This window comes from Wolbachia endosymbiont (group B) of Philonthus cognatus, from assembly GCF_947179345.1.
In the GTDB taxonomy this organism is placed as follows: domain Bacteria; phylum Pseudomonadota; class Alphaproteobacteria; order Rickettsiales; family Anaplasmataceae; genus Wolbachia.
In genome coordinates this window covers 91,576-117,118 of record NZ_CAMXBG010000001.1, presented here as the reverse complement: position 1 = coordinate 117,118, position 25,543 = coordinate 91,576, and the positions used below count along the sequence as shown (strand labels likewise).

Sequence of the window (25,543 nt, the reverse complement as noted above, 5' to 3'; positions counted from 1 at the left end):
TGGTGATATGAATCAAGTTGTTGCAGATGGTCATAGAGAAGTTATTGATTTAAATAACAACAGTGATGGTTCAGGTGAAGTAAAATCTACTTCCGATGTTACTTCGGAAGAAGAAGAGGAATTTTTTGATGCTGTGGAAGCTGTTTCTAATGTAGAAGAAGGAAATAATTTAAGTCTTGCTACTTCAGAGGAGAAGGAAGAGTTTTTTGATGCTATGGAACAACAAGAATCTACTTACGATTTAGAGGAAGTGGAAGAATTCTTTGATAGCAAGGCTGCTACTTTTGATATTCCACTCAGTATATTTCATTATAAAGATTATAATTCTGACTTTTTTACCTCCTGGTATAATATGTCAAGCGAAATATTGAAAGAGATAAACAGAGCTTGCCCAGAGAAGAAAATATTAAATTTAGCTCTGTCAGTTTTAATGCTCCCTTATATTGCTTTTACTGCGCTGGGGTTAGTCATATACAGTAGATTTAAAGCAAATAGCAAGACACAAGAAGGTGTAGTGGAAGATAAGACAAAAAAGAGTGAAACAGGTGTGCCAAAAAGATTGGCATATGGCGCTCTTGCTGCAATGGCAATTTTTGTTAATGTGACTGTGCTTGTAGCCTTAATCGTTCCTGCAACAGTTGCTTTGGCTACTTTTTATCTTTTAAATAGAGAGTTATCTCACTCTTTAGTTACTGCTCTTAAAATAAGTATGGGGCAGTATTCTAATAAGCACCAAAATATAGAGGTATCTTTTCATGAAATGGAGGTTTCTGAGTCAAGCATTGCATATGATATGGAAATAAAGTTTCCACCGCAATTTAAACAATTACTTAGAGACTTATGTGAGAGTGAAAATAATCAGTGGTTTAGTGTAACGCGGGATTCAGAGCGCAATATCGTACTAAAATTGTCAACTAACATCAATTTAAAAAATGGTCTTAAGCCCTTACATAGTGAAATCAAGAATGTGCTTGCAACTTCGATTCAAGAATGCGCAAGAACTATGGGAAAGCTGGTGAGTCCAAAAAAGAAAGATACACATGATAAACCGAAGGAATTATTGAGTAAATTCAGGCTGAAAGTGGTGAGTAGCATAGATTCTAAGTTGACAACTCACTTAATAGAAAATGCTTATCAAGTTGCTTTTATACAAGCAATTAAGTTTCAGCAAAATAGACGGGGAAAAGATTTTGCACTGGAGGATGAGCTAAAAAATACTTTAGTGAAACAGAAATTAGAAAGTCAAGGTAAGGAATTACCAAATGAGAAAGAAGTGATAATCAAAGATTTGAGAGAAGCAGGAGCAAAAGTACCAGATATCTTAGAAGATAGTGAGCTTCCTGTATTTAAAGCAGAATGGGAACGGCTTAAAGAAGAAGGGAAAATAGCTGAGAGGGCAATTATTGATGTTTATGAGGATATAAATCCTGAAAAAACAGAAGAAGCTCTAAATAATGCTAAAAAAGGAATTGAGGATTTAAAGAAAAAAGGAGAAGAAAGATATACTAAGATACATAAAGAACTGAAAAAAGTATATGATGAAGAAAAAAATAACTTCACAAACGATAATTTAGAAAAGAAATCAAAAGATTTTTTAGAAGAGGAGGGACCAGATGGGATACACGAAAAATTGAAAAAAATATTTAAGGATATAAAAGAGAATAACTCAACATATGGTGTTTTAGAAAGCAAATTAAGAGATTTTTTAAAAGAAGCAGGAGAAGATAAGGGACATGCAAAATTGAAAGGAATATACGAGATTATAAAAAAGAATAGCTTAGCGGAGGATAATTTAAAAAGAAGATTAGAAGGTCTTTTTAAGTTCGAATATGGTAATCAAGAAGTTAAGCGAAGACTAGTAAAATCAGTAATGAGAAAAGCAAAGGGTGAGTTAAGCCTGTTAGGAATATTAAGCTTAATGGGCCAGTTTCGAGATTTAGAAGAGGAGATAAAAGGTCCTTTGAATGGGGAAAGTTTAGAAGAAGCTTCAGGTAAAGTGAATGATTTTATAGCAAAGATGTATTTAGAAATAACGAAATGTAAAATGCAAAATTTATTTAAAGGTCAAGCAAAGGGTATAGAGAATTCATGTAAGTTATTAGAAAGGGAGGCACCAGATCTAGTAGAAAAGATTAATTCACATCGAGTGAGAATTGAAAAATACTTAAAAAGACCTGAAAAACCTATGCTATTGAGAAAAATAATAGAAGGGAGTAAGGATTTAAATAAGTACTTAAAAGATGAGCAAGAGAGAAGAGGAGAAAAGCATCCAAATACAAAGCTAGTACAGAAGCACTTAGAAAATAACAAAGAAATTCTAAAAACATTAGAACAGTTGAAATTGGAAGAAAAAGGATTATTGATAAATGAAAAAACAATAAATGATTATAGAGAAGAACTAGAATCTCGTGAAAAAATAAAATTTGCAATAATAGAAGATGATTTACTGAAGGCGTTCGAGCATGAAACTTTTAACGAAGAAGCAATTAAGAAATTATTAGAGAGAGCAGAACTTGAGTACTATTTTGCAGAAAAGTGCATAAAAAGTCCTGTGATTAAGACAAAAGACAATATCAAACATTTTTGTCAAGATTTATTGTCTCCTTTAATAAATAGGTTGGTGGAAAATATAGTAAATAATGTACCAAAAAGTGATAAGAGTTCATGGCTGCAGCCTATAAAAGCTATTAGGACAGGCTTGGGATATATTCAAACAGGTCTTGCCGTTGCAATGCGTGGGGATAAGAGCACAGAAGGGAAAGCATTGAGTGTGGCACATGATACTCATAAGGAAGTAGAGACATTTCTTCAACATTTTCAATCAAGTTATGAGGAAGTAGGAGTTTTTTTGGGTAATTTATTTTCTGATGATGGAACGACATTTAAAAATGATGTATGGCCTAAAGTAGAAGAGCATTTGCATGGAATGTGGGATAGGTTTTTCAAGGATATTGAATTCAAGATAGGGAATAAATTGGATGAAGTAAACGTGACACAGCAAAATCAGGAAACGGCGATTACGGCTTAATGATGAGCTCTCAAAGTTCCTTCAGTATTTTCACACACTAAGTTGACTATCATATTTGATTCTTTTTGGATTTCCTCTTCAGTTAAAGTGTGAGTTGGAGAGCAGAAAGTAACTGAAAATGCTATAGACATCTTATTCGATTCTATATTGTTTCCATGATATACATCAAATATCAAAACTTCTGTGATGAGCTCTGAGCTTTTTTTCACCATATTGATTATACTGCCTGCTGCTACATCTTTATTTACAATAAATGCAAAGTCGCGTTTTACACTTTGATATTTATAATCGATAAATTTTTTTCTACTTATAGGTAAATTTTCGATATTTTCTAATATCAACTCAAAGCCTACAATTTTTTGTTTGATGTTAAAAAAATCCAATATACTCGGATGCAATTCTCCAAAATAACCAACTATTTTACTTCTAAAAGATAAGGAGCCTGATTTTCCTGGGTGATAATATTCTTTTTCTGCTCTCTCTATTGCTAAATTATCACAATTGACATTAAAAAGTTCCAAAGCTGTTATGAGGTCAGCCTTTGCGTCAAAAATATCTATTTTTCTATCAGTGTTATAGTGGTTTTTCGGCGAATTATTTCCTGATCTAATTCCACTTAAAACGTACTTAGACTGAGCCTCACCATTATAAATTGGTCCAATTTCAAAAATTGCGAGATCAGATATCCCGTGAGCAATATTATCTGCAGTGACTTGCAACAAATTTGGTATGACACTTGGCCTCATTATATTGAAGTTATTATTAAATGGATTATCGATAATGAATAACTTATTCAAGTAACCAAACTTTTCAGCTATTGATTCACTCATAAAAGACCAAGTTATCACTTCATGAAACCCTCTGCTTGTCATTAAAATGCGCAAATCATCTTGTGTCTCTTCTTCTACTGTAACGTCTTCTGCTAGTTGCTCTTCCTTTATTTTATCATAGCCGTATATTCTTACTACCTCTTCAACTAAGTCAGCAGGTATGGTTACGTCCGGTCTCCAGCTTGGTACTTGTATATTCCAATTACCTTCGGTTTTTTTATCGATACTAAACCCTAGCTTTGTTAAAATATCGAATACCTCATTAGGTGATGCAGATACACTTCCAAGTTTGTTTGCATCTTGATAATCAAAATTTATCTTGGTATCAGCCTTATTCAAATTGCCAGCAGACACTATGCTTGACACTTCTCCGCCACATAAATCCAAAATCATTTTGGCTGCAAGATTGAGTCCATCAAGGGTAAATTCAGGGTCAATTGAACGTGCAAATCTGTAACTTGAGTCTGTGGAGATGCCTAGCTGCCTTGAAGATTTAGTGATGGAGATGGGGTCAAACCAAGCAGACTCTAAAAAGATATCAGTAGTTTCAAGTGTACATTCGCTATACTTGCTGCCCATAATTCCAGCAATTCCATGAACATTTTTATCATCAGAAATAACTCTTATTTCTTTATTTAATGAATATTCTTTACCATTTAAACCAATAAATTTTTCTCCATCATTTGCTTTGCATACTATGAGCTCACCTTCTATTTTCTTTGCATCATATGCGTGCATTGGGCGGCCAAAAGATATCATGATGTAATTAGTAATATCAACTATTACAGAAATGGAGCGCATTCCTATCGATTCCAATTTATCTTTTAACCATTTTGGGCTTTCTTTATTTTTTACATTGGTGATGTATATTCCACTAATAAAGCTCTCCCCGTCAGTAACTTTGACGTTTACTGGTGAATTTATAGAGCAGGCAAGTTGTGGAATGTTTGAAGCCTTTAACGTTCCAATTCCAGTTGCTGCTAAATCTCGAGCTATTCCATATACGCCTAAGCAATCTCCACGGTTTGGAGTGATGTTTATGTCAATTACAGGATCGCAATTGAAAAATTTATCTCCTGTTTTATAATCATCAGAAAGCTCGATTATTCCTTCACTTTCATCTTGAGTCAGCGAAAGCTCAGAGGCAGAGCAGAGCATCCCTTCACTTAGCACTCCTCGTATTTTTGTAGGCTTAATTGTAAAGTTGCTTTCTGGCAATGTGCTACCAAGAGATGCAAGTACAGTCTTCATGCCTTCTTTAACATTTTTTGCTCCGCAGACTATCTGCAGAACTTTACTTCCATCATTTACTCTACATAATTTTAATTTATCAGCATTTGGATGAGGTGCGATTTCTAATACTTTTGCAACAACAAACCCGGCCAATCTGGAATTGTCGATCACATTCTCTACTTCCAACCCTATGTGAGTTAATTTATCAGTAATTTCCTCTAAACTAGCATTGGTTTCTAAGTACTCTAATAACCAAGATAATGTGAACTTCATTTATTTAACAGAAAATAAAAAAGTTATTGTAATGTAAAATATAATGATTTTAAAGCTTGTTGTAGTGAGTAGCTTCTCTAATTGTAAAAAACGAAGGAGAAGCCTACTTTTTCTACAAAGAAAGAATTTTCTTTATATCACCTTTGCAGTCCATTTCCATGCAGAGTTGAATGTTCATATTGTGATCATCTATATGGAAATTATAAATGTAAGCATCACCAGTGAAATTTCCTATAACATCATGGCTTTCATTTAGCATTTCACCTGCCATGTGGAAAAGACCAGTGTCTGAGTTAGAAGAATAATCTGTAAACTTGATGTACCCGTTACCACATTCCTGTTCTAAATTTAAAGGTGGATTAGTAAAATCTATTTCGTTCATAATTGCCTCATATTAAAATTAAATTATAGTTAAAATAAGATGTTAAGTCAAGAATTTAGAATAAGATTGGTAGCTGACTATAATTTGCATTTTAATTGTATATTTTGTTAATATGTTAATGCTATAATAATACAGAGCTCCTTATCTTAATTCTTGACTTTATTTTATAAAATTTATACTTTATTTACTGCTGCAGTTTAAGTATACAGGGTCAAAATGGCGTTAAATCCGCTAGAACAATTTAAAGTATATACAATAATAGAACTACCAAAATTATTTGGGTATGACATAAACTTTACCAACTCATCTCTTTTTATGATGATCTCGGTGATATTAATGGTACTGTTTTTGCTCCTTGGAATAAGAAAAGGTGCAGTAATACCAGGATATTTGCAAGCTGCAGTTGAATATGTATATGATTTTGTTGTTTCAATAATAGAAAGTAACACTGGAAGCAAAGGTTTGGAGCACATTCCTTTGATATTTACAGTATTTATTTTCATTTTATCGTGTAATTTAGTTGGTGTTCTTCCTTATAGTTTCACAGTTACAAGTCATGTGATAGTTACCTTCGCTTTATCAATGGTGGTTTTTACTTATATAACGATTGTTGGGTTTAAAGAAAGAGGAGTAGAATTTTTACGCATATTGCTACCAAAAGGAACTCCTTCGTGGCTTGCACCTATAATCATCATTATTAAATTATTTGCTTATTTAGTAAGACCGATTAGTTTATCAATAAGGCTTGCAGCAAATATGATTGCGGGTCATACAATCATCAAAGTGATAGCAGGATTCGTCATAAATATGAACATATTTTTTACACCTGCACCTTTTTTGTTTATAATTGCACTAATAGGATTTGAAGTATTTGTTGCAGTTTTGCAAGCTTATATATTTACTATATTAACATGTGTATATTTGTCAGATGCAGTAAAGTAATTGACTTCCTTGCAGAATATTTTACAATTATATTATAAAGAAATAGTTAAAGGTAATATATGGATTTAGTGGCTTTAAAATTTATAGCAATTGGTTTGGCTGTATTTGGAATGCTCGGTGCTGGTTTAGGTATAGCTAATATCTTCTCTGCTATGTTAAATGGGATTGCGAGAAATCCTGAGTCAGAAGGTAAAATGAAAAGTTACGTTTATATTGGTGCTGCCATGGTTGAAATCATGGGGTTGCTTGCGTTTGTACTTGCAATGTTATTAATATTTGCTGCTTAACAGATGCCACAGCTTGATGTTTCAACTTTCTCTTCTCAAATTTTTTGGTTTTTAATTTTTTTCTCTTCACTTTTTTTTGTAGTCAGTTGTTTGTTTTTACCGAAGTTAGATGAAATAATAAGCACTAGAAGTAAAGAAGTGTTAGATTCATTTAATAGTTCTATTCACCTTTTAAGACTTACAGAAGAGCAAATTGCCAAGTATAATGCAGCTTTAAATCAAGCTAGAGTACGGGCAAAAAAAATCATAGATGATGCATTTGCTCAAGTAGAAGAAATGAGAGCGAATGTTAAGGATATATTGGGAGAGGAAGACAAGAAGATGATTAAACTTGTTGAAGAAAAGGTAGTACAATTTAAATCTAAGTATATTAGTGAATTAAAACAAATGGCTACTAGTATTGCTTTGATTTACTATACTAAGTTAACCAATTCTGAAATTGAAGAGGAATTTGTTGCTGACTTGGTGTCAAAAGAATTTTAGGGTTTTTATGTCTACATTACTAGTTATAAGCCTTGCTTTTTTAGTAGGTTTTATCCTCTCATATAAATTGTTAAGGAAGGTAATAAAAAACGTGCTTAACAATAAACGTAACAAAAGCAAGTTTTCAAGTGAAGAAACTGAAAAATTCAGAAAAGATATGTTGGAGTATTACAAAAAATCTTCTGAAAAATACAAAAGATTAGATGCAGAAGTTAACAAAATGATGAATGAAGCACTTGATAAGGCTAATAGTATTATTAAGCATAATAGACAGCAACTCGATCAAACGTTAGATGAAAATGCCCATTCTAATTTGAAGAAAGTTACTGACCAAGTTGAAAAAGCTCTTGGGGATTTACAAGCTAACACAGCGAGTATAGCTGCTGATGCTGTAAAAAAAATAATGCATGAACGTAAAGATGATAAGCGTAGTAGTGAGGTTATATCTTCGTTTTCACGTGACTTGAGCAAAAAGTTGCATTAAGTTTAATGCCTGTACTTCAAACTGATAATGTAGAAAAAATTAAATTTGATTCTAGTTTATGCAAAGAACAAGAGAAACTTTTCTACTATAGGTTTAATATAATTCCTTGGCAAAAATTAAATGATACTACTTTTTTTATGGTTGAAGACATAAGCCAAGATATCAACCTTTGGGTCGAATCTCATTACGGTATTGAATATGTATTGATAAAAGTAGATAGCAAACAGATTTTAAATCTTCTTAACTCACACTTTGGTATTTCAGAATTCGCAAGTAACTACTTATATTATAAGAATCCTAATTTTTCAGCTAAAAGCATTAGGCTCAGTTCAATCTTTTTTTCCTCTTTCTTTGTTATGATTTCGACTTTAACACTGACAAAAAAATATGCATATTTTGCTTTGGTGTTGATATTTATAATCGGGTGTTCTAGTTCTTTATTCAAATTTGTAACTAAAATTTTTGGCTTGCGTAAAATTTCTAACCAAAAAGCAGATTATGATAAGATGAATGAACCTATATATACTATTTTATTGCCTGCTTTTAAAGAGAATGCGGTTATAAAGCAATTGATTAAGAGCATTGAAAGTTTGGATTATCCAAAATCAAAATTAGATGTAAAGCTTGTGATAGAGAGCGATGACCAAGAAATGTTAGCAGCTATAGAAAAATGCACCTTACCGCAGTATTTTGAAGTAATAAAAGTGCCTCATTCTCTGCCTAGAACAAAAGCTAAGTCATGCAATTATGCTATGAACTTTGTTAGAGGAAAGTATGTGGTAATATATGATGCAGATGACAAGCCAGATCCGTTGCAGTTAAAAAAAGCACTAATTGAATTTAATAAGGGCGACGAAAAGTTGGCGTGTGTACAGGCGAAATTAAATTACTATAACTTTGGTTGCAATTTTCTTACAAAATTCTTTTCTCTCGAGTATATGAACTGGTTTCAATATTTTTTGCCTGGATTTCAAAAAATGAACATGCCAATACCTTTGGGTGGTAGCAGTAACCATTTTTCAGTGGAAATTTTAAAGAAAGTGCTTTTTTGGGATGCTTACAATGTCACTGAAGACGCTGACCTTGGTTTGAGACTTGCGCAAATGGGATATAAAACCAGGATTATTGATTCAGAAACATTGGAAGAATCACCAATTACTGTGTTTGCTTGGATCAAACAAAGAGCACGCTGGATTAAAGGTTATATGCAAACTTATATCGTTCATTTAAAAAATATAAAATTACTTTTTAAGCACACTGGGCTTAAGGGAGTTTTGCTATTAAACCTTTTTGTTGGTTCCTCAGCTTTTATATTTTTCACGACTCCTTTTTTGTTACTTTCATTGGTGCTGACTCAAATTTTCAATGAATTATTCTTATATTATTTTATAATAGTATACGGTATTAACTTGATTTTTTTGATAATAGCTATCAGACAACAAAAAATGCCTTTTTATTTTTATATAGTATCAATATTTTTTCCCGTCTATAGTCTACTACATAGCGTTGCAGCTTTTCTCGCTTTGTGGGAATTTGTTATTCACCCTCAGCAATGGAATAAAACTCAGCATGGATTATGGAAGCAAAACCTGTAGCTATTTGGCTTTTTCTCTGCTCTCTCATGGTGATTTGCATGGTGGGAATTGGTGGATTTACCAGACTTTCAAAAGCAGGATTGTCAATCACGGAATGGAAACCAATTACCGGAACATTGCCACCGCTGAGTGAACAAGACTGGCTAAAAGAAAAATCAAAATATGAAGCTACACCTGAATATAAAGCATTTAATTATGGTATGAGTATGGAAGAGTTTCGCACCATATACTTAATAGAATATGTGCACAGGTTAATTGCAAGGCTGACAGGTTTAGTTTTTATCTTACCATTTATATACTTTACACTAAAAAAAAGAATACCTAAAAATGCAGTAATAAGGTTATCTACAGCACTATTATTTGGAATTTTACAAGCTTTTGCTGGTTGGTATATGGTAAAAAGCGGTTTGGTATCTAATCCTCATGTTAGTCACTATAAGCTCGCACTTCACTTACTGCTTGCGTTGGTTATCTTTGCATTATTGTCATATCAATTTTTTGATTACCAAATCAAACCAAAACAGATAATTAAAATTAATAGCAACATTACATGTTACATATGGATAATTTTAATCCTAGTGACAGTACAAATAATCTTCGGTGCATTTGTTGCAGGGCTAAATGCTGGTTTAATTTACAATACCTTTCCACTGATGGATGGACAAATTGTTCCGGAAGATTTATTTTACTTACAGCCTGCTTGGCTAAATATCTTTGAAAATAGAGTAACAGTGCAATTCATACACCGGGCATTGGCATTGCTGATATTAGTTCTGACAGCAATACTCACAATAAAAAATGCCAGTATAAAACCATTATATGTTATGCTATTCTCCGTCATCATTCAGGTAATTCTAGGAGTAGTCACTTTGTTGCTGCATATACCAATGGCCGTTGCTATAGCCCATCAAATGTTTTCATTTATCTTATTTGGGTCAAGTTTATACTGCTTATGTTATTTAAGAAACCAGATCTAATACTAAATCACCAGCATGTATATTTTTTCCTTCTTTAACAGGGATATTTTTTATCACCATTTCTGATTCAGCACATATTATATTTTCCATTTTCATTGCCTCTACAACAAATAGAGGTTGTCCTACCTCTACCTGATCTCCAGCATTGACGTGTAATTTAACCAATAAACCGGATATTGGAGATTTTACAGCGTCTACTGAAATCCCTTCTGTTTTGTTGTTTAGCATTAATTTGCTTAGTTCAGCTGCATGAGGTTTTAATACACAACATTTAGCTTTCATACCTGCGTGTCTTATAAAGTATTTGCTGCCTTGCCTTTCTATTTTAAGTGCTATATTGGTATCATCATTAATTGTTATATATAACAACCTGTAACTTGGTTTCCACTTACCTACCACGGAGTATTTATTGTGGTTATATACTGTTGTTAATGTGTTATCTTGATATTTTGCATTTACGGAGTACTCATTATCGTCTATTTTCACTATGAATGCTTCATCTATTGACTTACTGTAATACTTTCCCTCATTTTCTAAGTGAATATACAGTGCAGTAAAGATAAATATTTTAATATATTCCTCTGTGATAAAATCGCCTTGAAACCCGCTAGGGTAATGATCTGGAATGAATCTCGTGTGAAGCTTTGCTGCAATAAAATTTGGATTATGGAAGATGGATTCTAGAAATTCTATGTTGTTTATTACTTCCCCTATATAGCACTCAGACAAAGCTTTTTGCATTCTGCTGATCGCCTCTATTCTATCTTTTCCATAGGTTATAATTTTTGCAATCATTGAGTCGTAGAACATGCTGATTTCTGAACCGCTAGCTACTCCATCATCTATTCTTACATAATTATTTTCATCCGGTTTATCGTAATATTTTATTCTTCCGCTGGAAGGGAAAAATTTCTTTGATGGATCTTCAGCGCAAATTCTGCTTTCTATTGCAGAACCAGTAAGTTTAATATCATCCTGATTGAATCTCAATTTTTCTCCACAGGAAGTTCTAATCATTTCTTCTACTATGTCTATTCCAGTTATAAATTCTGTTACTGGATGCTCAACTTGTAATCTCGTATTTACCTCAAGAAAATAGAAGTTTTGGTCTTTATCTACAACAAACTCGACAGTACCTGCTGAAAAATAACCAACTTGCTTTGCCAGAGAAACACATTGGGCATACATTTTTTGTCTTACTTCTTCACTAATAAATGGACTTGGAGTTTCTTCCATTATTTTCTGGTTATTCCTTTGTATCGAGCATTCCCTCTCTCCAAGACACACTATATTGCCATATTTATCTGCTATGATTTGTATTTCAATGTGTCTTGGCAGCTCTATATATTTCTCTATAAAAATACTGCCATCTTTAAAACTTTTCTCCGCCTCATTTGTTGCTGATGTAAATGCTAGTTCAATTTCTTTTTTGGAATGTACAATTCGCATTCCTTTGCCACCACCACCTGATGCAGCTTTGAGCATAACGGGAAAACCAATTTCTTCAGCAACCATGGATGCGTGGTCAGCATCTTCGATCTTACCCATATATCCTGGCACTACATTTACTCCAGCCTTTCTTGCCTCTTCTTTTGCCGTTATTTTGTTGGCTGTAGCTTCTATTGTCTTTGCACTTGGACCAATGAAATCTATGTTATGTTTTTCCAGAGCACGGGGAAAATCTGGATTTTCCGCTAAAAACCCATAACCAGGATGAACTGCCTCAGCACCTGTTTCAACTGCCACCTCGCATATTTTTTCAATATTTAAATAACTCAGGCAAGAAGGTGAAGGACCAATGTACTTCGACTCATCTGCTTGCCTTACATGCACAGAATTTACATCTGCATCTGAATATACGCATACACAAGATATACCCATCTTGCGCGCAGTTTTGATTATCCTGCAAGCAATCTCTCCTCTATTTGCTATTAAAATTTTACTATACTTCTTTCTTATCATCTTATCAGTATACTTTCTTAAGTTAAGAAAGTAAATTTCTATATTACTACCTGCAAATACTTCACACTGGGGCTAAACCACTATCTAAAAGTTGCATAACATCAGGATCTGTAAGTATAGTACTTTCGTTATAGAGGCCATATACTTCATTACATGCCTTAAATAACAGATATGAAGATCCTCCAGAAGCTATTGTTGCTATTGAAGCCAATGCAAGAGATTGAGAAGCCGAAAATAGAAGATACAAAGATACACACCTAGCGGTAGCACACACTATAGCTCCTACTATATATAAGCATATATGAAACTTCTTATTACATATAAAGCCACATTTTATATCTGCAATTTGCTTAACTTCCTTCCGCTCTGCAGGGTCCAAGAAATAAAGGGGTGATACTGCCTTCTTCCCGTCATCCTTAATATAGCTTTTATCGAGGAGTGCTTCCTTAATATATTTCTTATTATTCTTAAGTTCCTTTTCTAATCTTTTTACTTCTTCCCAATCTTTAGCTTCTTTTGCTTTCTTGACTTTGCTCTCAGTATCTTTTTCTAAATACTTTATGATCCCCTGTAACGCAGATAATAGAAACCCTTTACTTGCTGCTATATGAAATGGGTTTCCATTTTCATCAATTCTATGCTTAGCTACACAAGCAACTCTTTTCTTGCAAGCTTCAATAAATTTATTTTCATCCTCTTTTGTTACAACTCCTCTTGCAATTTCAAATAAATTATCCATATATACACCTCACTGCATTCACTAATATTAAATTATACAATGCAGTTTGTTAAAAATAAATGTAAATTGATCTTTCAAATTTACTATAGTTCCACGTTGTTGCAAGTACAAATTTTAGTTATCATCGGTTACGTTATCACAATAGACAAATATGCCAGGTATAGTCACTAGATTCGCTCCATCACCAACAGGATTTTTACATATTGGAGGAGCTCGCACAGCTTTGTTTAATTGGCTCTATGCGCAGCGTCATGGTGGCCAGTTTTTACTAAGGATTGAGGATACCGACAGAAAACGTTCAACACAGGAAGCAATTGATGCAATAATAGATGGGTTAAAATGGCTTGGAATAAACTATGATGGAGAAATAATATACCAATCGAGAAGAATAGCTAGACATATTGAAGTTGCAAATCTTTTAGTTGAAAAGGGTAGGGCGTATCACTGTTACTGCCCTGAAGATGAAGTTGCAGAAAAGAAGGCAAGAGCAAGAGAAGAAGGAAAAATATATAAGCATAAGTGTACTCATTCGACATCAAGCGCAAACCCTGTTGTCCGTTTCAAAGTGCCAGACTCAGAAGATATTGTTGTTGACGATAAAATATACGGCCAAGTTACAATAAGTAGCGATCAGCTTGATGACATAGTAATCTTGCGCTCTGACAATACTCCAACATATATTTTTGCTGTAGTGGTTGATGACCATGATGCCGGAATAACCGATATTATACGTGGCTCTGATCATCTCACTAATACCTTCAAGCAATTACTAATATATCAGGCTCTTGATTTTGATGTCCCACGCTTTGCACATGTACCGCTAATTCATGGAGAAGACGGGAATAAGTTATCTAAAAGACATGGGGCTACAAGTGTTTGCGATTATGAAAAGATGGGAATATTGCCACAGGCAATGCGTAATTACTTGCTAAGACTTGGCTGGAGTCATGGCAACGATGAGATTATTAGCGATGAGCAAGCAATAGAGTGGTTTAATTTAGAAAGCATCGGTCGTTCACCTGCACGGCTCGATTTCAAAAAACTGGAGCATTTAAATAATCATTATATTAGTAATATGAGCAATGAAGATATTCTGACTCTAATGCTTAGAGAAAATACTCTAACTGACAAAAAAAAGGGCTATTTACTGCAGGGACTGACAGAGCTGAAAAAAAGAGCAAACTATCTGACCGAATTATTGGACTTAGCAAAATTTTATATTCAAGTTGATTTTAGTGAAGAAGCTCAGCAAATTGTCAAATCTAACCTCAATGTAATTAAGTTACTTGCATCATTTCTTTCGAGTGTAGGTAGTGAAGATTGGAATAAGAATTTTTTATCTTCTCAGATTAAGGAATTTTCAAAATTACATAATATAAAAATGAGCGATATATACCACTCATTACGCGCCCCAATAACTGGAATAATGGATGCGCCTGGAATCATCGATATCATGGTAATTCTTGGTAAAGATGAGTGTATAAAAAGATTGCGAGCAGTTTAAATAAAAAATTACTTGACAGACTCTGGTGGCTTCATTATAGTGGAGAATGAAGATTTTTTAGGATCCAAAATCTATCTTCACCTGCAGGTTTTTTCACCAAATAATCAAATTTCAGCAAAAAATATATAAGTTTATTTTTGCTAGCTCTTTATTCATATAGGAGGGTTTATGTCTAGAATTCCTGATACTTGACTTTTATTTTTAAGTTAAAAAAACAATTGGCGCCTATGGTTTTCACATTAAATCATTTTAAATTGTTAAAGTTAATACGGGCTTTTTTTGCCTTTTTTTATTGGTATTTTTTTCATATTTTATTATATCATTATACTGTGGTACCATATAGACTTCAGTTTCATGATAAGGGGAGCAGGCTCCGTCTCTCAGCTATGGCATTAAAAAATGACTATGCATAAGATCTAATGGTGTGTCTAATCTATAGATAATTTTTTGTATTGCTAAGTTAATATTTTGCATATCTGTTCAGCAAAGTGGCAAAAAAGACAACTAAATGAGTGTCATGAAAGTAGCTTACACGTAGCTGTAGGAATATTCATTTTTTAAGGTAAATTACACAGCAAATATTGTCATTCAAGTAGCTGACACTGTAATTCCAGCTTCTATAATGTCATGCCAGTGCTCGACACTGGCATCGAGCAAAATTTATCACAAACAAGACAACATTTTCAATTAAAAAATCAGTGTCTGGGTGCTAAGATGACACCTTCATAAGGGAGCCAGCATCAGCTACTTTCATGACATTCATTTAGTTGTCTTTTCTCGTTTACCTTATTTTGCCACTCTGCTGAACAGATATTAAAATAGCAAGCCTCAAGGTCAGAAGCCTGCTATTACTTACTGGTTACTTTACATCAATTTTCTTGATGTGTTTCTCTGACTTAGGTATGGTTACATGCAATACCCCATCTAAAAAGTTGGCAGATACCTTATCTTGCTCTACATTTGTTGGAAGTTGAATAGATCTATAGAAAGAACCATAGTACCTTTCTTTATGGTAAAACTGCTTATCTTTTGATTCATTATTACATGTTTTTTCACCCTTCACTATTAAGTTATCGCCAGATATACTAATGTCTATGCTTTCTTTAGGAATACCTGGTAACTCTAATGATAGGCAATAGCTTTCCTTTGTTTCATAAAAATCACAAACTGGTAGTAGACTACTGCCTCTTTTGGAAAGCTCTGGGTTCCATCCTGTAAAAAAGCTATCAAATATGTCATCAACGGCTCTTTGTAACCCTCTTACACTAAAATTATCACGATTATTGTTTTTATTTAAATGAACTATATTACTCATGTTGTACCTCCTTTTACTAATACATGCATTACATAATCACTCCACTTATTAATTTCAATCCTAAATCTAAAATTTTTTAGATGCGAAAAATTTTCCCCGTTTACTATAACTTGATTATGAGAAAAAATCTTGTTTGGATTACCACGAGTAGTTCTATAAACTAGATTAACTGTAAAAAAGGGCAAGTGTATGCAAATTTATTACTTCTCTTTCCACTTCCACAATCAAACAATTTTGAATGTTTCTTATTTGACTTGCCAACAATGAGAATTGGTATAACTGCTAGCTCCGTCTTTCAGCTATGGCATTAAACAATGACATGCATAAGATCTAATAATATGTATAATTTAAAATAATTTTTTAGGTAAATTGTGAAATTGGGCGTTAATATTGATCACGTTGCAACCCTTCGCAACGCACGTGGAGCTTCTTATCCAGATCCATTAAAAGCAGCAAAAATAGCTATTGATGCTGGAGCAGATTTTATCACCGTACACTTACGAGAAGACAGAAGGCATATCAGAGATGAGGATGTATTCAATCTAAAACAAAACATTAGCACTGAGTTAAATCTTGAAATCGCAGCTACGGAAGAAATGCTCAAAATAGCAAAAGAAGTAAAACCCTATTCGATTTGTATAGTACCAGAAAAAAGAGAAGAATTAACAACCGAAGGTGGCCTGAATATCGTGAATATGCACAGTAAACTTTCTGGTATAATAGAGGAAATGCATAGCTTTGACATAAAAGTCTCACTATTTATCGATCCAAATATTAATCAACTAAAATATCTTGAGAAGCTAGAAAGAAAGCCTGACATAATAGAAATTCACACAGGGGATTACTGTGATAATCCATCAGAAGAAAAATTAAAACTTATTACTAACTCTGCAGAATACATTAATAAGCTAGGAATAGAATGCCACGGAGGGCATGGCATAAATTATAAACATGCTAAAAGAATAAAAGAGATACCTCACATCTCAGCTCTTAATATAGGCCATTCTTTAATCAGCGAGGCTATATTTCATGGCTTACATAGTGTAACTAAAAAGATGAAAATGACAATATCTAAGTAGCTTATACTTTCTCTTTGGTATTTAAAGTACTTGAAAGAGCTTGACTTGCTTTAAACCTTACTCTTTTCTTTTCAGGAACGGTCATAATCTCACCATTTTGAGGATTACGGCATTGTCTTTCCTTACTTATAGCAGTAGAGAATGTCCCTATTCCATGCAAACGTATTTCACCTTTACGATTTAGATCGTTCTTGATTGTTTCCATAAAAATATCATGAAGCTTACTCAAACTAGCTTTTGTTATATCTATACCTTGACTAGAGCACTCTTGACTCAGTTGGTTTACTATATCTTCTTTACTCATAAATTACCTTAATATTGAAAAATTACATAAACAGCATATTATGCTAATGCCAATAGTCAACTAAATTCGTCATAAAAAGAGAAAATGTCATAAAACCTTGTAAGAACTTGTATAATATTTACAAAAAAATACCATTATGAAACAATTATCTCTTAGAAAACTGACATTTTTTCCGAGCTTTATGTTGACCATATTTCTTACGCTCAACAACACGTGAATCTCTAGTTAGGAATCCACCCTTACGTAATATAGAGTGTAGATCTTGACTTATACTACTTAAAGCTCTGCTTATTCCATGAGCTAAGGCACCTGCTTGGCCAGATAGTCCTCCACCTTTTACAGTTGCAAACACATCATACCTATCTAACATAGAAGTTACTATGAATGGCGCTTTAATCATTTGACACACTGATTCTCTTTTAAAATAAGAAATTAAATCATCTTTTTTATTAACACTAAATTTTCCACTTCCTGGCTTTATCCATACTCTTGCTACAGATTCTTTCCTTCGACCTGTAGCATATGAACGACCAAGTGAGTCAATCATTGCCTTTTTTGGCTGATCATTATTATTTATTTTCACTTTTTACTCCATTATTTCTTATTTTTACGATTTAAAGAGGCAAAATCTATTTTTTCAGGTTGCTGTCCTTGATGCTTATGTTCTGAACCAGAATAAACATACAAATTTTCAAACCGTCTACGTGCCATAGGACCATCATCAAGCATTCTTTTTACTGCCATTTTTATCACACGCTCAGGGAATTTGCCATTTAAAATATTATCTGGAGTAGTTTTCTTTAAACCACCAGAATAACCTGTATGCCTATAGTAGATTTTATCTTTAAGTTTCTTTCCGGTAAAATGTACCTTTTCTGCATTAACAATAATTACATTATCTCCACAATCCATATGAGGTGTGTATTCAGGCTTATGCTTTCCACGCAATAGCGCTGCTACAAACGCTGCAAGCCTTCCTACTACTAATCCTTCTGCATCTATAACAAGCCATTTTTTATCGACTTGTTTCTCTTTTAAGAAAAAAGTTTTCATATATCAATACATAACAGTAGATTATGATACACTGAGTTGCTTGATAGTGTCAACAACATTAGTTACAACATTAGTTACAACATTAGTTATTGATTATTAAAGTAATTTATGCTAATAACTTAAACAACATGCTAGAAAGCAAAATGTTTCGATTGATTATTATACTTATAATTGCTTTTGGTACTATAGGTTGCTATGCAATCGATTTGGAAGAAGCCATAAGCAAAGCTATCAAAAACAGCTCAAAAATAAAGTCTCAGTTTTACCAATATAAGAGTGCTGAAAAACAGCTGAAATCTTCTGGATTGGCTGGATTTTTACCTGACATTAATTTACAATATAATTTCGATAGTAATTTTAATATTATTAACGATCGACAAAACTCTGGAAAGCGTCTAACATTAAGCCAAAGAATAATAGACGGTGGGGGCACTTTTGCTACATTTAGCCGATCAAGTCATCTTCTTAAAGCAGCAAAAATTAGATTTCAGCAGTCAAAGCAAGAAGTTGCACTCAGCGCTGTGAAAGCATATGTTAATGTTTTACAAAAGGCAGAAATATTAAAACTGAGAGAACATAAAGAGCGTGTTTCTTTAGAGCATTTGTCAGCTATGAAAAAACGCTTTTCCCTTGGAGAAGTTACTAATGCTGAAGTTTTGCTAGCAAAAGCAAAATTTTCGTCTTCTATATCCGAAAGAGTTGATGCTGAAGGTAAATTAAAATTGGCAAATATTGCTTATTATCATTTGATTGGCGAAGATGCTGATGAACTTTCTGAAGCTAATGATAAATTACCTTCTGTTCCAGAGCTAAATGAATGTTTACAATTAGCAAAAACTAATAACTTGTCCCTAAAAGCAGCAGTTTATCAAAAAAGAGCAGCCGGAATGGAAGTGATCGCTGAAACTTCCAAGTGGCTTCCTTCTTTGAATCTAAGCGCAAGTAAAAATTTTGGAAAGGACAATATAAAATTGGACACGTTACTAGAAAATGTGAATGTTGTCTTTACTCTTGATATTCCGATCTTTAAAAGAGGAGTTAATGTTTTTGGTGTTAGTAGAGCTAAAATGGATGCAAAACAATACACTTACGATTATTACGAAGCAGTAAAAAATATAGAAGAAGCAGTTGTAAATGCTTGGAATAACGTGCTGACAGCAAAAGCTATTATTAAAGCAAGTCAAGAAGCAGAAAAAGCAGCAGCTTTAGCATTGGAAGGAGTTGAGCAAGAAGTAAACTTAAATTTAAAGAGCACATCTGATCTTTTGGATACTGAAGATGAATTATTTAAAGCACGTTCCGATCTAATTCAGGCAAAAAGCAATTATGTAATTAGTGTTTACAACTTGCTTTTTATGATAAATAGTATAAACCTTTAAATTTAATGGTATGAGCGATAATCAATCTGTAAAAGATATACTAGAAGATATAAAAAAAGCTATATCGGGTAAAAATCCAAGTGGCGATAGAGCAGAAATAATAGATGAAGATGATGACGTATTATGCCTTGAAGAGGAGTATCCAGAAGACATCGAAGAAAAAGAAAATAGTGAAGAAGAGAATAATTGCCAAAGTGAGAAAATGAATAACCAATTTAATAGCCATAGTTACAACTCAGAAGAGAAAAATTTGTATGATAATATCCAAATGAGTAATAACAAAGTGAGCTATCAAGAACAAAGTAACGAGCATTTAGTTTTAAAAGAAAATATGGAGGAAATTAAAACATTGCTTGAAAAGATGCAAAGCGAACTACGGCATAAACAACAAAAAAGAGCGGATCTTACTGTTGAAGAATTAGTTGTATCTCTTTTAAAACCTCAGCTTTCAGAGTGGCTGAATAAGTATCTACATGAATTGGTAAAAGAAGTAGTTGAAAAAGAGCTCAAAGATATAATCAATAATAAGTAGGTTATTAGTATAAAGACCAGAGTAAAAACAGCTAGAGGTAGAAAGTTATCTTCAACAAGATGGCTACATCGCCATTTGAATGATCAGTATGTGCAAAAAACCAATAAGGACGGTTATAGATCGCGCTCGGCATATAAGTTAATAGAAATAGACGATAAATTTAAACTACTCCAACAAGGGCAAAAAATTATTGATCTTGGCGCTTTTCCTGGTGGATGGTCACAAGTTGCATCTAAGAAAGGAGCGAGTGTGATTGCTGTTGACATAAAACCAATAAACGCAATTAGTGGAGTAGAGTGTATACAGTGTGATATTATCAGCGAACTTGAAATTTTAAGAGAAAAATTCAAGGATCACAAATTTGATGTAATTTTATCTGATATGGCACCAGAATCTTGCGGTTTAAAATCGTTAGATCATATCAGAATTATGCTTTTATGCGAAGCAGCGCTCAATTTTGCAAAGCATTTTTTGAATCATGATGGCAAATTTGTAGTAAAAATTTTTCAAGGAGAGTCTGATAAAGATTTCTGCAATGAGCTAAAAAAAATGTTTAAAACAGTAAGATACTTCAAACCAAAATCAAGTAGATCTGAATCTACAGAAATGTATTTGGTCAGCTTAGGCTTTATTGGTAGCAACTCTTCTATATAGAAGATACTTACAGAAACGTTGACGAATCTTATCCTATTAAACTGAAGATTAATAACGCTCGCACAAAAGCCCCTTTTTCTTGCTTGAGTGTTTATGATAGTTAATTAAATTCTTGACTTTATTGCTTAAGTATATAATAATTAAAGTATATTATATAGGAGAGTTTGATATGACAAAGTATGAAGATTTAACAGCGGAACAAAAGAAATTATATGATCGGTTAAAGGATGCGATAAAAAGTAAACAGGATATTATTCTTACTCTTAAAGTAATTAAAGAAGCAGAGATATTAAAAGAAGTTCTTACTACTGCAAATATAAATGAAGAGTTATCAGATGGTACGAAGTATAATCTAACACCGCTTGCCTATGCTATGCATTTCAGTAATTTTGAGGAAATAATCAAAGTTATTTTAGAAGAAATTGAAGATAAAGAAAAAGTTCTTACTACTGCAAATATAACTGAAAAGTTAAAAGGTGGTAAGGAGTATAATCTAACACCGCTTGCCTATGCTATGAATCTCATTAATTTTAAGGAAATAATCAAAGTTATTTTAGAAGAAATTGAAGATAAAGAAAAAGTTCTTACTACTGCAAATATAAATGAAGAGTTATCAGATGGTACGAAGTATAATCTAACACCGCTTGCCTATGCTATGCATTTCAGTAATTTTGAGGAAATAATCAAAGTTATTTTAGAAGAAATTGAAGATAAAGAAAAAGTTCTTACTACTGCAAATATAACTGAAAAGTTAAAAGGTGGTAAGGAGTATAATCTAACACCGCTTGCCTATGCTATGAATCTCATTAATTTTAAGGAAATAATCAAAGTTATTTTAGAAGAAATTGAAGATAAAGAAAAAGTTCTTACTACTGCAAATATAACTAAAAAGTTACCAGATGGTGCAGAGTATAAGCTAACACCGCTTGCCTATGCTATGAATCTCATTAATTTTAAGGAAATAATCAAAGTTATTTTAGAAGAAATTGAAGATAAAGAAAAAGTTCTTACTACTGCAAATATAACTAAAAAGTTACCAGATGGTGCAGAGTATAAGCTAACACCGCTTGCCTATGCTATGAATTGCAATAATTTTAAGGAAAAAATCAAAGTTATTTTAGAAGAAATTGAAGATAAAGAAAAAGTTCTTACTACTGCAAATATAACTGAAAGTTTACCAGGTGGTACAAAGTATAATCTAACACCGCTTGCCTATGCTATGCATTTCAGTAATTTTGAGGAAATAATCAAAGTTATTTTAGAAGCAAGTGAAGATAAAGGAAAAGTTCTTACTACTGCAAATATAACTACAAATTTACCAGGTGGTGCAGAGTATAATCTAACACCGCTTGCCTATGCTATGAATTTCAATAATTGTGAGAAAAAAATCAAAGTTATTTTAGAAGCAAGTGAAGATAAAGGAAAAGTTCTTACTACTGCAAATATAACTACAAATTTACCAGGTGGTGCAGAGTATAATCTAACACCGCTTGCCTATGCTATGAATTTCAATAATTGTGAGAAAAAAATCAAAGTTATTTTAGAAGCAAGTGAAGATAATAATATGTTAGAAGAAGTTTTTGCTCGTGTAGAAGGAAATGATCGTCAAAGACTTCAGGAGATTTTAAAAACATTAAAAAGTCAAGAGCAAGATGAAGGGCAAGAAACTAAAATTGATAATTGGCTAGCAAGACTTGCAAATAGCATGTCTAATTGTGAAAGTAATGAAAAGCCTTTAGTGTCTGAAAGTAGCGTGCCTAGAACTGAAGAAAATATAGTAAAAACTACTAATAAATCAATAATGATTGGTAGTGTTTGTGGTGTTGTAGCTGCATTAGCAGTTGGTGGTGGATGTTTTGCTGCTGGTGTTGCATTACCAATATTGGCTTTAATTGGTATAGCTGTTGCTGCTTTCGTACTTACAGGACTTGTTACTGGTGGTATCACATATATTGCACTAAAACCTAGTGATAAACTAGATGCATCAAATACAGGAAAATTCGAGCATGCTACTCAGGCAATATAAAGTATTACAATCACGACAAGTAGGAGAAGAGAAGTTTCTTCCTTTTCTCCAAGTTTTCTTATTTAGCAAGGTATCTAGATACCTTGCTTAACACCAAAACAAAATTAAGGTTTAAACATCCTAGGTGTATGAACATTCATTTTGAAGACAGCAAATGGTGTCATCCCAGCGCCCTCTTTCTTGTTATTCCAGTACTGGGATTCAGAAAACTGACCAGGTTGGTCACGCGCTGGCTCTCTAAAATTACTTTAGTTGTAAATATTAAGAAATTTACTAAATAAAAAAAGACAAAAGAATCCCCATATAGCGAGTTTTAATAATTTAAATTGATAATGTGCTAACAAGCGCGATTTGGCTGAATGTAGAAAAAATAAAAAAAGCCGCTATAATTTTATGTAATTTGCCAATAAATATCTGAGTTTTTTACTGAATTTTGTCGTTGAGCCCAAAAACAAGGATAAATACCTTTATCAGTATAATAAGGAAAGTGGGAAGGTTTGTCAAGTAATAAAACTAGAGGGCTCAAATGAAAGAAGGTAAACTCTAAAGTGTACGTTCAGTAGCACTTTCTATAAGAGAGATTGTATTATCTATCCCATAAAGCTTGATAAAAGATCCCATTCTTGGACCAGTTTTTTGGCCAAGCAGCGTTTCATATAGCAACTGAAACCAATCGCGTAAGTTATTGTAATTATGTTTTTTTCCGATGGAGAAAACCTGAGATTGAATCTCTTCAGCAGTGGCTGTAATAGGCAGGGAATGTAGGTTGTTCTTTAAATCTAGTAACGCTTCTTTCTCTTTTTCGTTTGAAGCTTTATACGCTTTTGTTGGCTTGATAAAGTCGTGATAATACCTAACTGCAAAATCCGAAAGCCTATCTAGCATTTTGTTGCTTTCTGGTGTAACGTTTGGTGCATAAGTTGATATAAAACCCCAAAGAATCTCTTTATTTTCAGCATTACAAGCTGCTGCCAGGTTTAAAAGTAACGAAAAATTTATGCCTGAAGTTTCTACGTTTGGAACTTTACCCTGGTGGATGTGCCATACAGGGCTATTTACATCCTTTTCTTTACTTTCATTATAACGCTTAACAAACTCCAAATACTCATCAGTTGATTTTGGTATCACATCAAAATATAAACGTTTAGCCTTTTTAGGGCTCTGAAAGATGTATAACGCTAAACTCTCTGTGGGTGCATAAGTTAGCCACTCCTCAATTGAAATACCATTTCCTTTTGATTTTGATATCTTCTTTCCTTCTTTATCAAGAAATAACTCATAGCAAAACAAAAGCGGTGGCTTTTCTCCAAGTATTTTACATATTTGACTTGAAAGCACAGCAGATGGAGTCAAATCCTTTCCATGAGCTTCGTAATTAACTCCGAATGCAGCCCACCTCATCCCCCAATCAGGTTTCCATTGCAGTTTACATTTTCCTTTTGTCACTGGAACTTCTATTTTTTCCCCGTTTGGGTCTTCATACGTGATTGTTCCTTTATCTGTATTTGTTTCAATTACTGGAACTTGTAAAACTTTGGAAGTTTTTGGGCATATCGGCAAGAATGGACTGTAAGTCTGCTGCCTTTCTTCCCGAAATGATGGAAGCATTACGTCCATCACTTTATCATAATTTTTCAGCAGGAGTAAAAGTTTTTCATCGTAAACGCCAGATTTATAACACTCTGTTGCACTCCTAAATTCGTATTCAAATCCAAACAAATCAAGAAATTTACACAACAACGAATTCATGTGATGACCATAACTCTCATGAGTGCCAAATGGGTCAGGTATCATGGTTAATGGCTTGTTCAGATTCTCTCTTAGCATTTCCTGATTTGGTACATTATCTGGTATTTTTCGCAAACCATCCATATCGTCGGAAACTGCAATGATTTTGGTTTTTATACTAGGAGCTATTTTTTTTAGAGCGTTTGCAATAACTGTGGTACGAAAAACTTCCCCAAAAGTACCAATATGTGGTAAACCCGAAGGACCATAACCAGTCTCAAATATTATCTCTTTTTTATTAGGGAATTCTTGTAGTATTTTTTCTGCTTCTTGAAATGGCCAGCTTATAATCATTGAATTTAAATTAATTATCTTACCTAAAGTGCTATTCATTTCAATAGATTTTTAATTAATGATGTAGTATTAGTGTTAGAGCTCTTATTAGAAGGTTAAAGATATGTCTACTGGCAGCATACAAACGAATCAATTATTTAAAGGTCTTACAAGACCTGCAATGCTCTTTGGTGTGAGTTATATGTTTGCAATATTAAACGTTCTAATTTGCATGCTAATTTTCATTAATACAAATGATCTTAGAGTAATTCTCCTGATGTTACCAGGTATACATGGACTTGGCTATATAGCTTCTGCAAAGGAACCGTTGTTTATTGAGTTATTTATGGTAAAGTTGGGAAAATGTTCCAAATGTTTAAATCGGTTTTATCATGGAGCCAATTCTTATGACATTACTTGA

The 25,543-nt window shown here is 33.1% G+C and carries 23 protein-coding genes; 14 read left to right on the top strand and 9 right to left on the bottom strand.

From position 1 onward, the window contains the following. Positions 1-7 precede the first annotated feature (7 nt). Positions 8-3,028 (top strand): hypothetical protein, encoded by a 3,021-nt coding sequence (locus tag ONG78_RS00515; RefSeq protein ID WP_264377432.1) that lies wholly within the window; start codon positions 8-10, stop codon positions 3,026-3,028. Here ONG78_RS00515 and pheT read toward each other — a convergent pair. Together pheT and ONG78_RS00505 are read right to left on the bottom strand one after the other, a co-directional pair. Continuing rightward, entirely contained in the window at positions 3,025-5,364 is a 2,340-nt protein-coding gene (gene pheT, locus ONG78_RS00510; RefSeq protein WP_264377431.1) for a phenylalanine--tRNA ligase subunit beta, read from the bottom strand. The genes ONG78_RS00515 and pheT overlap by 4 nt on opposite strands. Before the next feature lie 112 nt (positions 5,365-5,476). Next, positions 5,477-5,746, bottom strand: coding sequence for a hypothetical protein (locus ONG78_RS00505; RefSeq protein WP_010402566.1), 270 nt, complete (start codon positions 5,744-5,746; stop codon positions 5,477-5,479). A 216-nt stretch (positions 5,747-5,962) separates the two neighbouring features. Between ONG78_RS00505 and ONG78_RS00500 the strand changes: the two genes are divergently transcribed. From ONG78_RS00500 to ONG78_RS00475, 6 genes are read left to right on the top strand one after another with little or no spacing between them, the layout of a single operon-like run. Continuing rightward, positions 5,963-6,688, top strand: a complete 726-nt coding sequence (locus ONG78_RS00500; RefSeq protein WP_007302047.1) for a F0F1 ATP synthase subunit A — start codon at positions 5,963-5,965, stop codon at positions 6,686-6,688. A 59-nt stretch (positions 6,689-6,747) separates the two neighbouring features. Then, the gene (locus ONG78_RS00495) at positions 6,748-6,975 is read left to right on the top strand and encodes a F0F1 ATP synthase subunit C (protein ID WP_006014985.1); all 228 of its coding nucleotides are present in this window, start codon (positions 6,748-6,750) and stop codon (positions 6,973-6,975) included. A 3-nt stretch (positions 6,976-6,978) separates the two neighbouring features. Then, positions 6,979-7,458: a F0F1 ATP synthase subunit B family protein gene (locus tag ONG78_RS00490; RefSeq protein WP_264377430.1), complete on the top strand. Its 480-nt coding sequence runs from the start codon at positions 6,979-6,981 to the stop codon at positions 7,456-7,458. A 7-nt stretch (positions 7,459-7,465) separates the two neighbouring features. Beyond that, positions 7,466-7,942, top strand: a complete 477-nt coding sequence (locus ONG78_RS00485) for a F0F1 ATP synthase subunit B family protein (protein WP_264377429.1) — start codon at positions 7,466-7,468, stop codon at positions 7,940-7,942. A gap of 5 nt (positions 7,943-7,947) precedes the next feature. Beyond that, entirely contained in the window at positions 7,948-9,537 is a 1,590-nt protein-coding gene (locus ONG78_RS00480) for a glycosyltransferase family 2 protein (protein WP_319606839.1), read from the top strand. Next, a complete protein-coding gene (locus ONG78_RS00475; RefSeq protein ID WP_264377427.1) occupies positions 9,519-10,514 on the top strand; it encodes a COX15/CtaA family protein in 996 nt (331 codons plus the stop codon). The genes ONG78_RS00480 and ONG78_RS00475 overlap by 19 nt, the downstream gene beginning before the upstream one ends. On the opposite strand, the gene ONG78_RS00470 is transcribed toward ONG78_RS00475, so the two are convergent. Together ONG78_RS00470 and ONG78_RS00465 are read right to left on the bottom strand one after the other, a co-directional pair. After that, positions 10,497-12,476, bottom strand: coding sequence for an acetyl-CoA carboxylase biotin carboxylase subunit (locus ONG78_RS00470; protein WP_264377426.1), 1,980 nt, complete (start codon positions 12,474-12,476; stop codon positions 10,497-10,499). The two genes, ONG78_RS00475 and ONG78_RS00470, sit on opposite strands and share 18 nt — an antisense overlap. A gap of 61 nt (positions 12,477-12,537) precedes the next feature. Beyond that, positions 12,538-13,215 carry an ankyrin repeat domain-containing protein gene (locus ONG78_RS00465; RefSeq protein ID WP_264377425.1) on the bottom strand — a complete coding sequence of 226 codons (678 nt, stop codon included), beginning with the start codon at positions 13,213-13,215 and terminating at the stop codon, positions 12,538-12,540. A 151-nt stretch (positions 13,216-13,366) separates the two neighbouring features. Between ONG78_RS00465 and gltX the strand changes: the two genes are divergently transcribed. Beyond that, complete coding sequence (gene gltX / locus ONG78_RS00460; RefSeq protein WP_264377424.1) at positions 13,367-14,719, top strand: glutamate--tRNA ligase; 1,353 nt, start codon at positions 13,367-13,369, stop codon at positions 14,717-14,719. An 859-nt stretch (positions 14,720-15,578) separates the two neighbouring features. Here gltX and ONG78_RS00455 read toward each other — a convergent pair. Next, positions 15,579-16,034, bottom strand: coding sequence for an Hsp20/alpha crystallin family protein (locus tag ONG78_RS00455; RefSeq protein ID WP_017532141.1), 456 nt, complete (start codon positions 16,032-16,034; stop codon positions 15,579-15,581). 371 nt (positions 16,035-16,405) lie between these two features. Here ONG78_RS00455 and ONG78_RS00450 point away from each other — a divergent pair, with 371 nt between their 5' ends. Next, positions 16,406-17,113: a pyridoxine 5'-phosphate synthase gene (locus ONG78_RS00450; RefSeq protein ID WP_264375024.1), complete on the top strand. Its 708-nt coding sequence runs from the start codon at positions 16,406-16,408 to the stop codon at positions 17,111-17,113. A 1-nt stretch (position 17,114) separates the two neighbouring features. Here the strand turns inward: ONG78_RS00450 and ONG78_RS00445 are convergent, their stop codons facing one another. The 3 genes from ONG78_RS00445 to rplM form a co-directional block, all read right to left on the bottom strand. Continuing rightward, complete coding sequence (locus tag ONG78_RS00445; RefSeq protein ID WP_264375023.1) at positions 17,115-17,417, bottom strand: HU family DNA-binding protein; 303 nt, start codon at positions 17,415-17,417, stop codon at positions 17,115-17,117. 145 nt (positions 17,418-17,562) lie between these two features. Beyond that, positions 17,563-17,964 carry a 30S ribosomal protein S9 gene (rpsI, locus tag ONG78_RS00440; protein WP_052264863.1) on the bottom strand — a complete coding sequence of 134 codons (402 nt, stop codon included), beginning with the start codon at positions 17,962-17,964 and terminating at the stop codon, positions 17,563-17,565. Positions 17,965-18,011: 47 nt separating this feature from the next. Next, entirely contained in the window at positions 18,012-18,470 is a 459-nt protein-coding gene (gene rplM, locus ONG78_RS00435) for a 50S ribosomal protein L13 (RefSeq protein WP_006014941.1), read from the bottom strand. Positions 18,471-18,613: 143 nt separating this feature from the next. Between rplM and ONG78_RS00430 the strand changes: the two genes are divergently transcribed. The 4 genes from ONG78_RS00430 to ONG78_RS00415 all read left to right on the top strand — a co-directional run bounded on the left by ONG78_RS00430 (position 18,614) and on the right by ONG78_RS00415 (position 23,061). Then, the gene (locus ONG78_RS00430; RefSeq protein ID WP_264377423.1) at positions 18,614-19,849 is read left to right on the top strand and encodes a TolC family protein; all 1,236 of its coding nucleotides are present in this window, start codon (positions 18,614-18,616) and stop codon (positions 19,847-19,849) included. A gap of 10 nt (positions 19,850-19,859) precedes the next feature. Then, the gene (locus tag ONG78_RS00425; protein WP_264377422.1) at positions 19,860-20,381 is read left to right on the top strand and encodes a PopZ family protein; all 522 of its coding nucleotides are present in this window, start codon (positions 19,860-19,862) and stop codon (positions 20,379-20,381) included. 75 nt (positions 20,382-20,456) lie between these two features. Further along, entirely contained in the window at positions 20,457-21,035 is a 579-nt protein-coding gene (locus ONG78_RS00420) for an RlmE family RNA methyltransferase (protein WP_064085440.1), read from the top strand. 169 nt (positions 21,036-21,204) lie between these two features. Next, complete coding sequence (locus ONG78_RS00415) at positions 21,205-23,061, top strand: SLC41A family transporter (RefSeq protein WP_264377421.1); 1,857 nt, start codon at positions 21,205-21,207, stop codon at positions 23,059-23,061. A 543-nt stretch (positions 23,062-23,604) separates the two neighbouring features. On the opposite strand, the gene ONG78_RS00410 is transcribed toward ONG78_RS00415, so the two are convergent. Beyond that, positions 23,605-25,182, bottom strand: coding sequence for a lysine--tRNA ligase (locus ONG78_RS00410; protein WP_264377420.1), 1,578 nt, complete (start codon positions 25,180-25,182; stop codon positions 23,605-23,607). A gap of 64 nt (positions 25,183-25,246) precedes the next feature. On the opposite strand from ONG78_RS00410, the gene ONG78_RS00405 reads away from it, so the two are divergent. Beyond that, positions 25,247-25,543: a type IV secretion system protein VirB3 gene (locus ONG78_RS00405; protein WP_006015054.1), complete on the top strand. Its 297-nt coding sequence runs from the start codon at positions 25,247-25,249 to the stop codon at positions 25,541-25,543.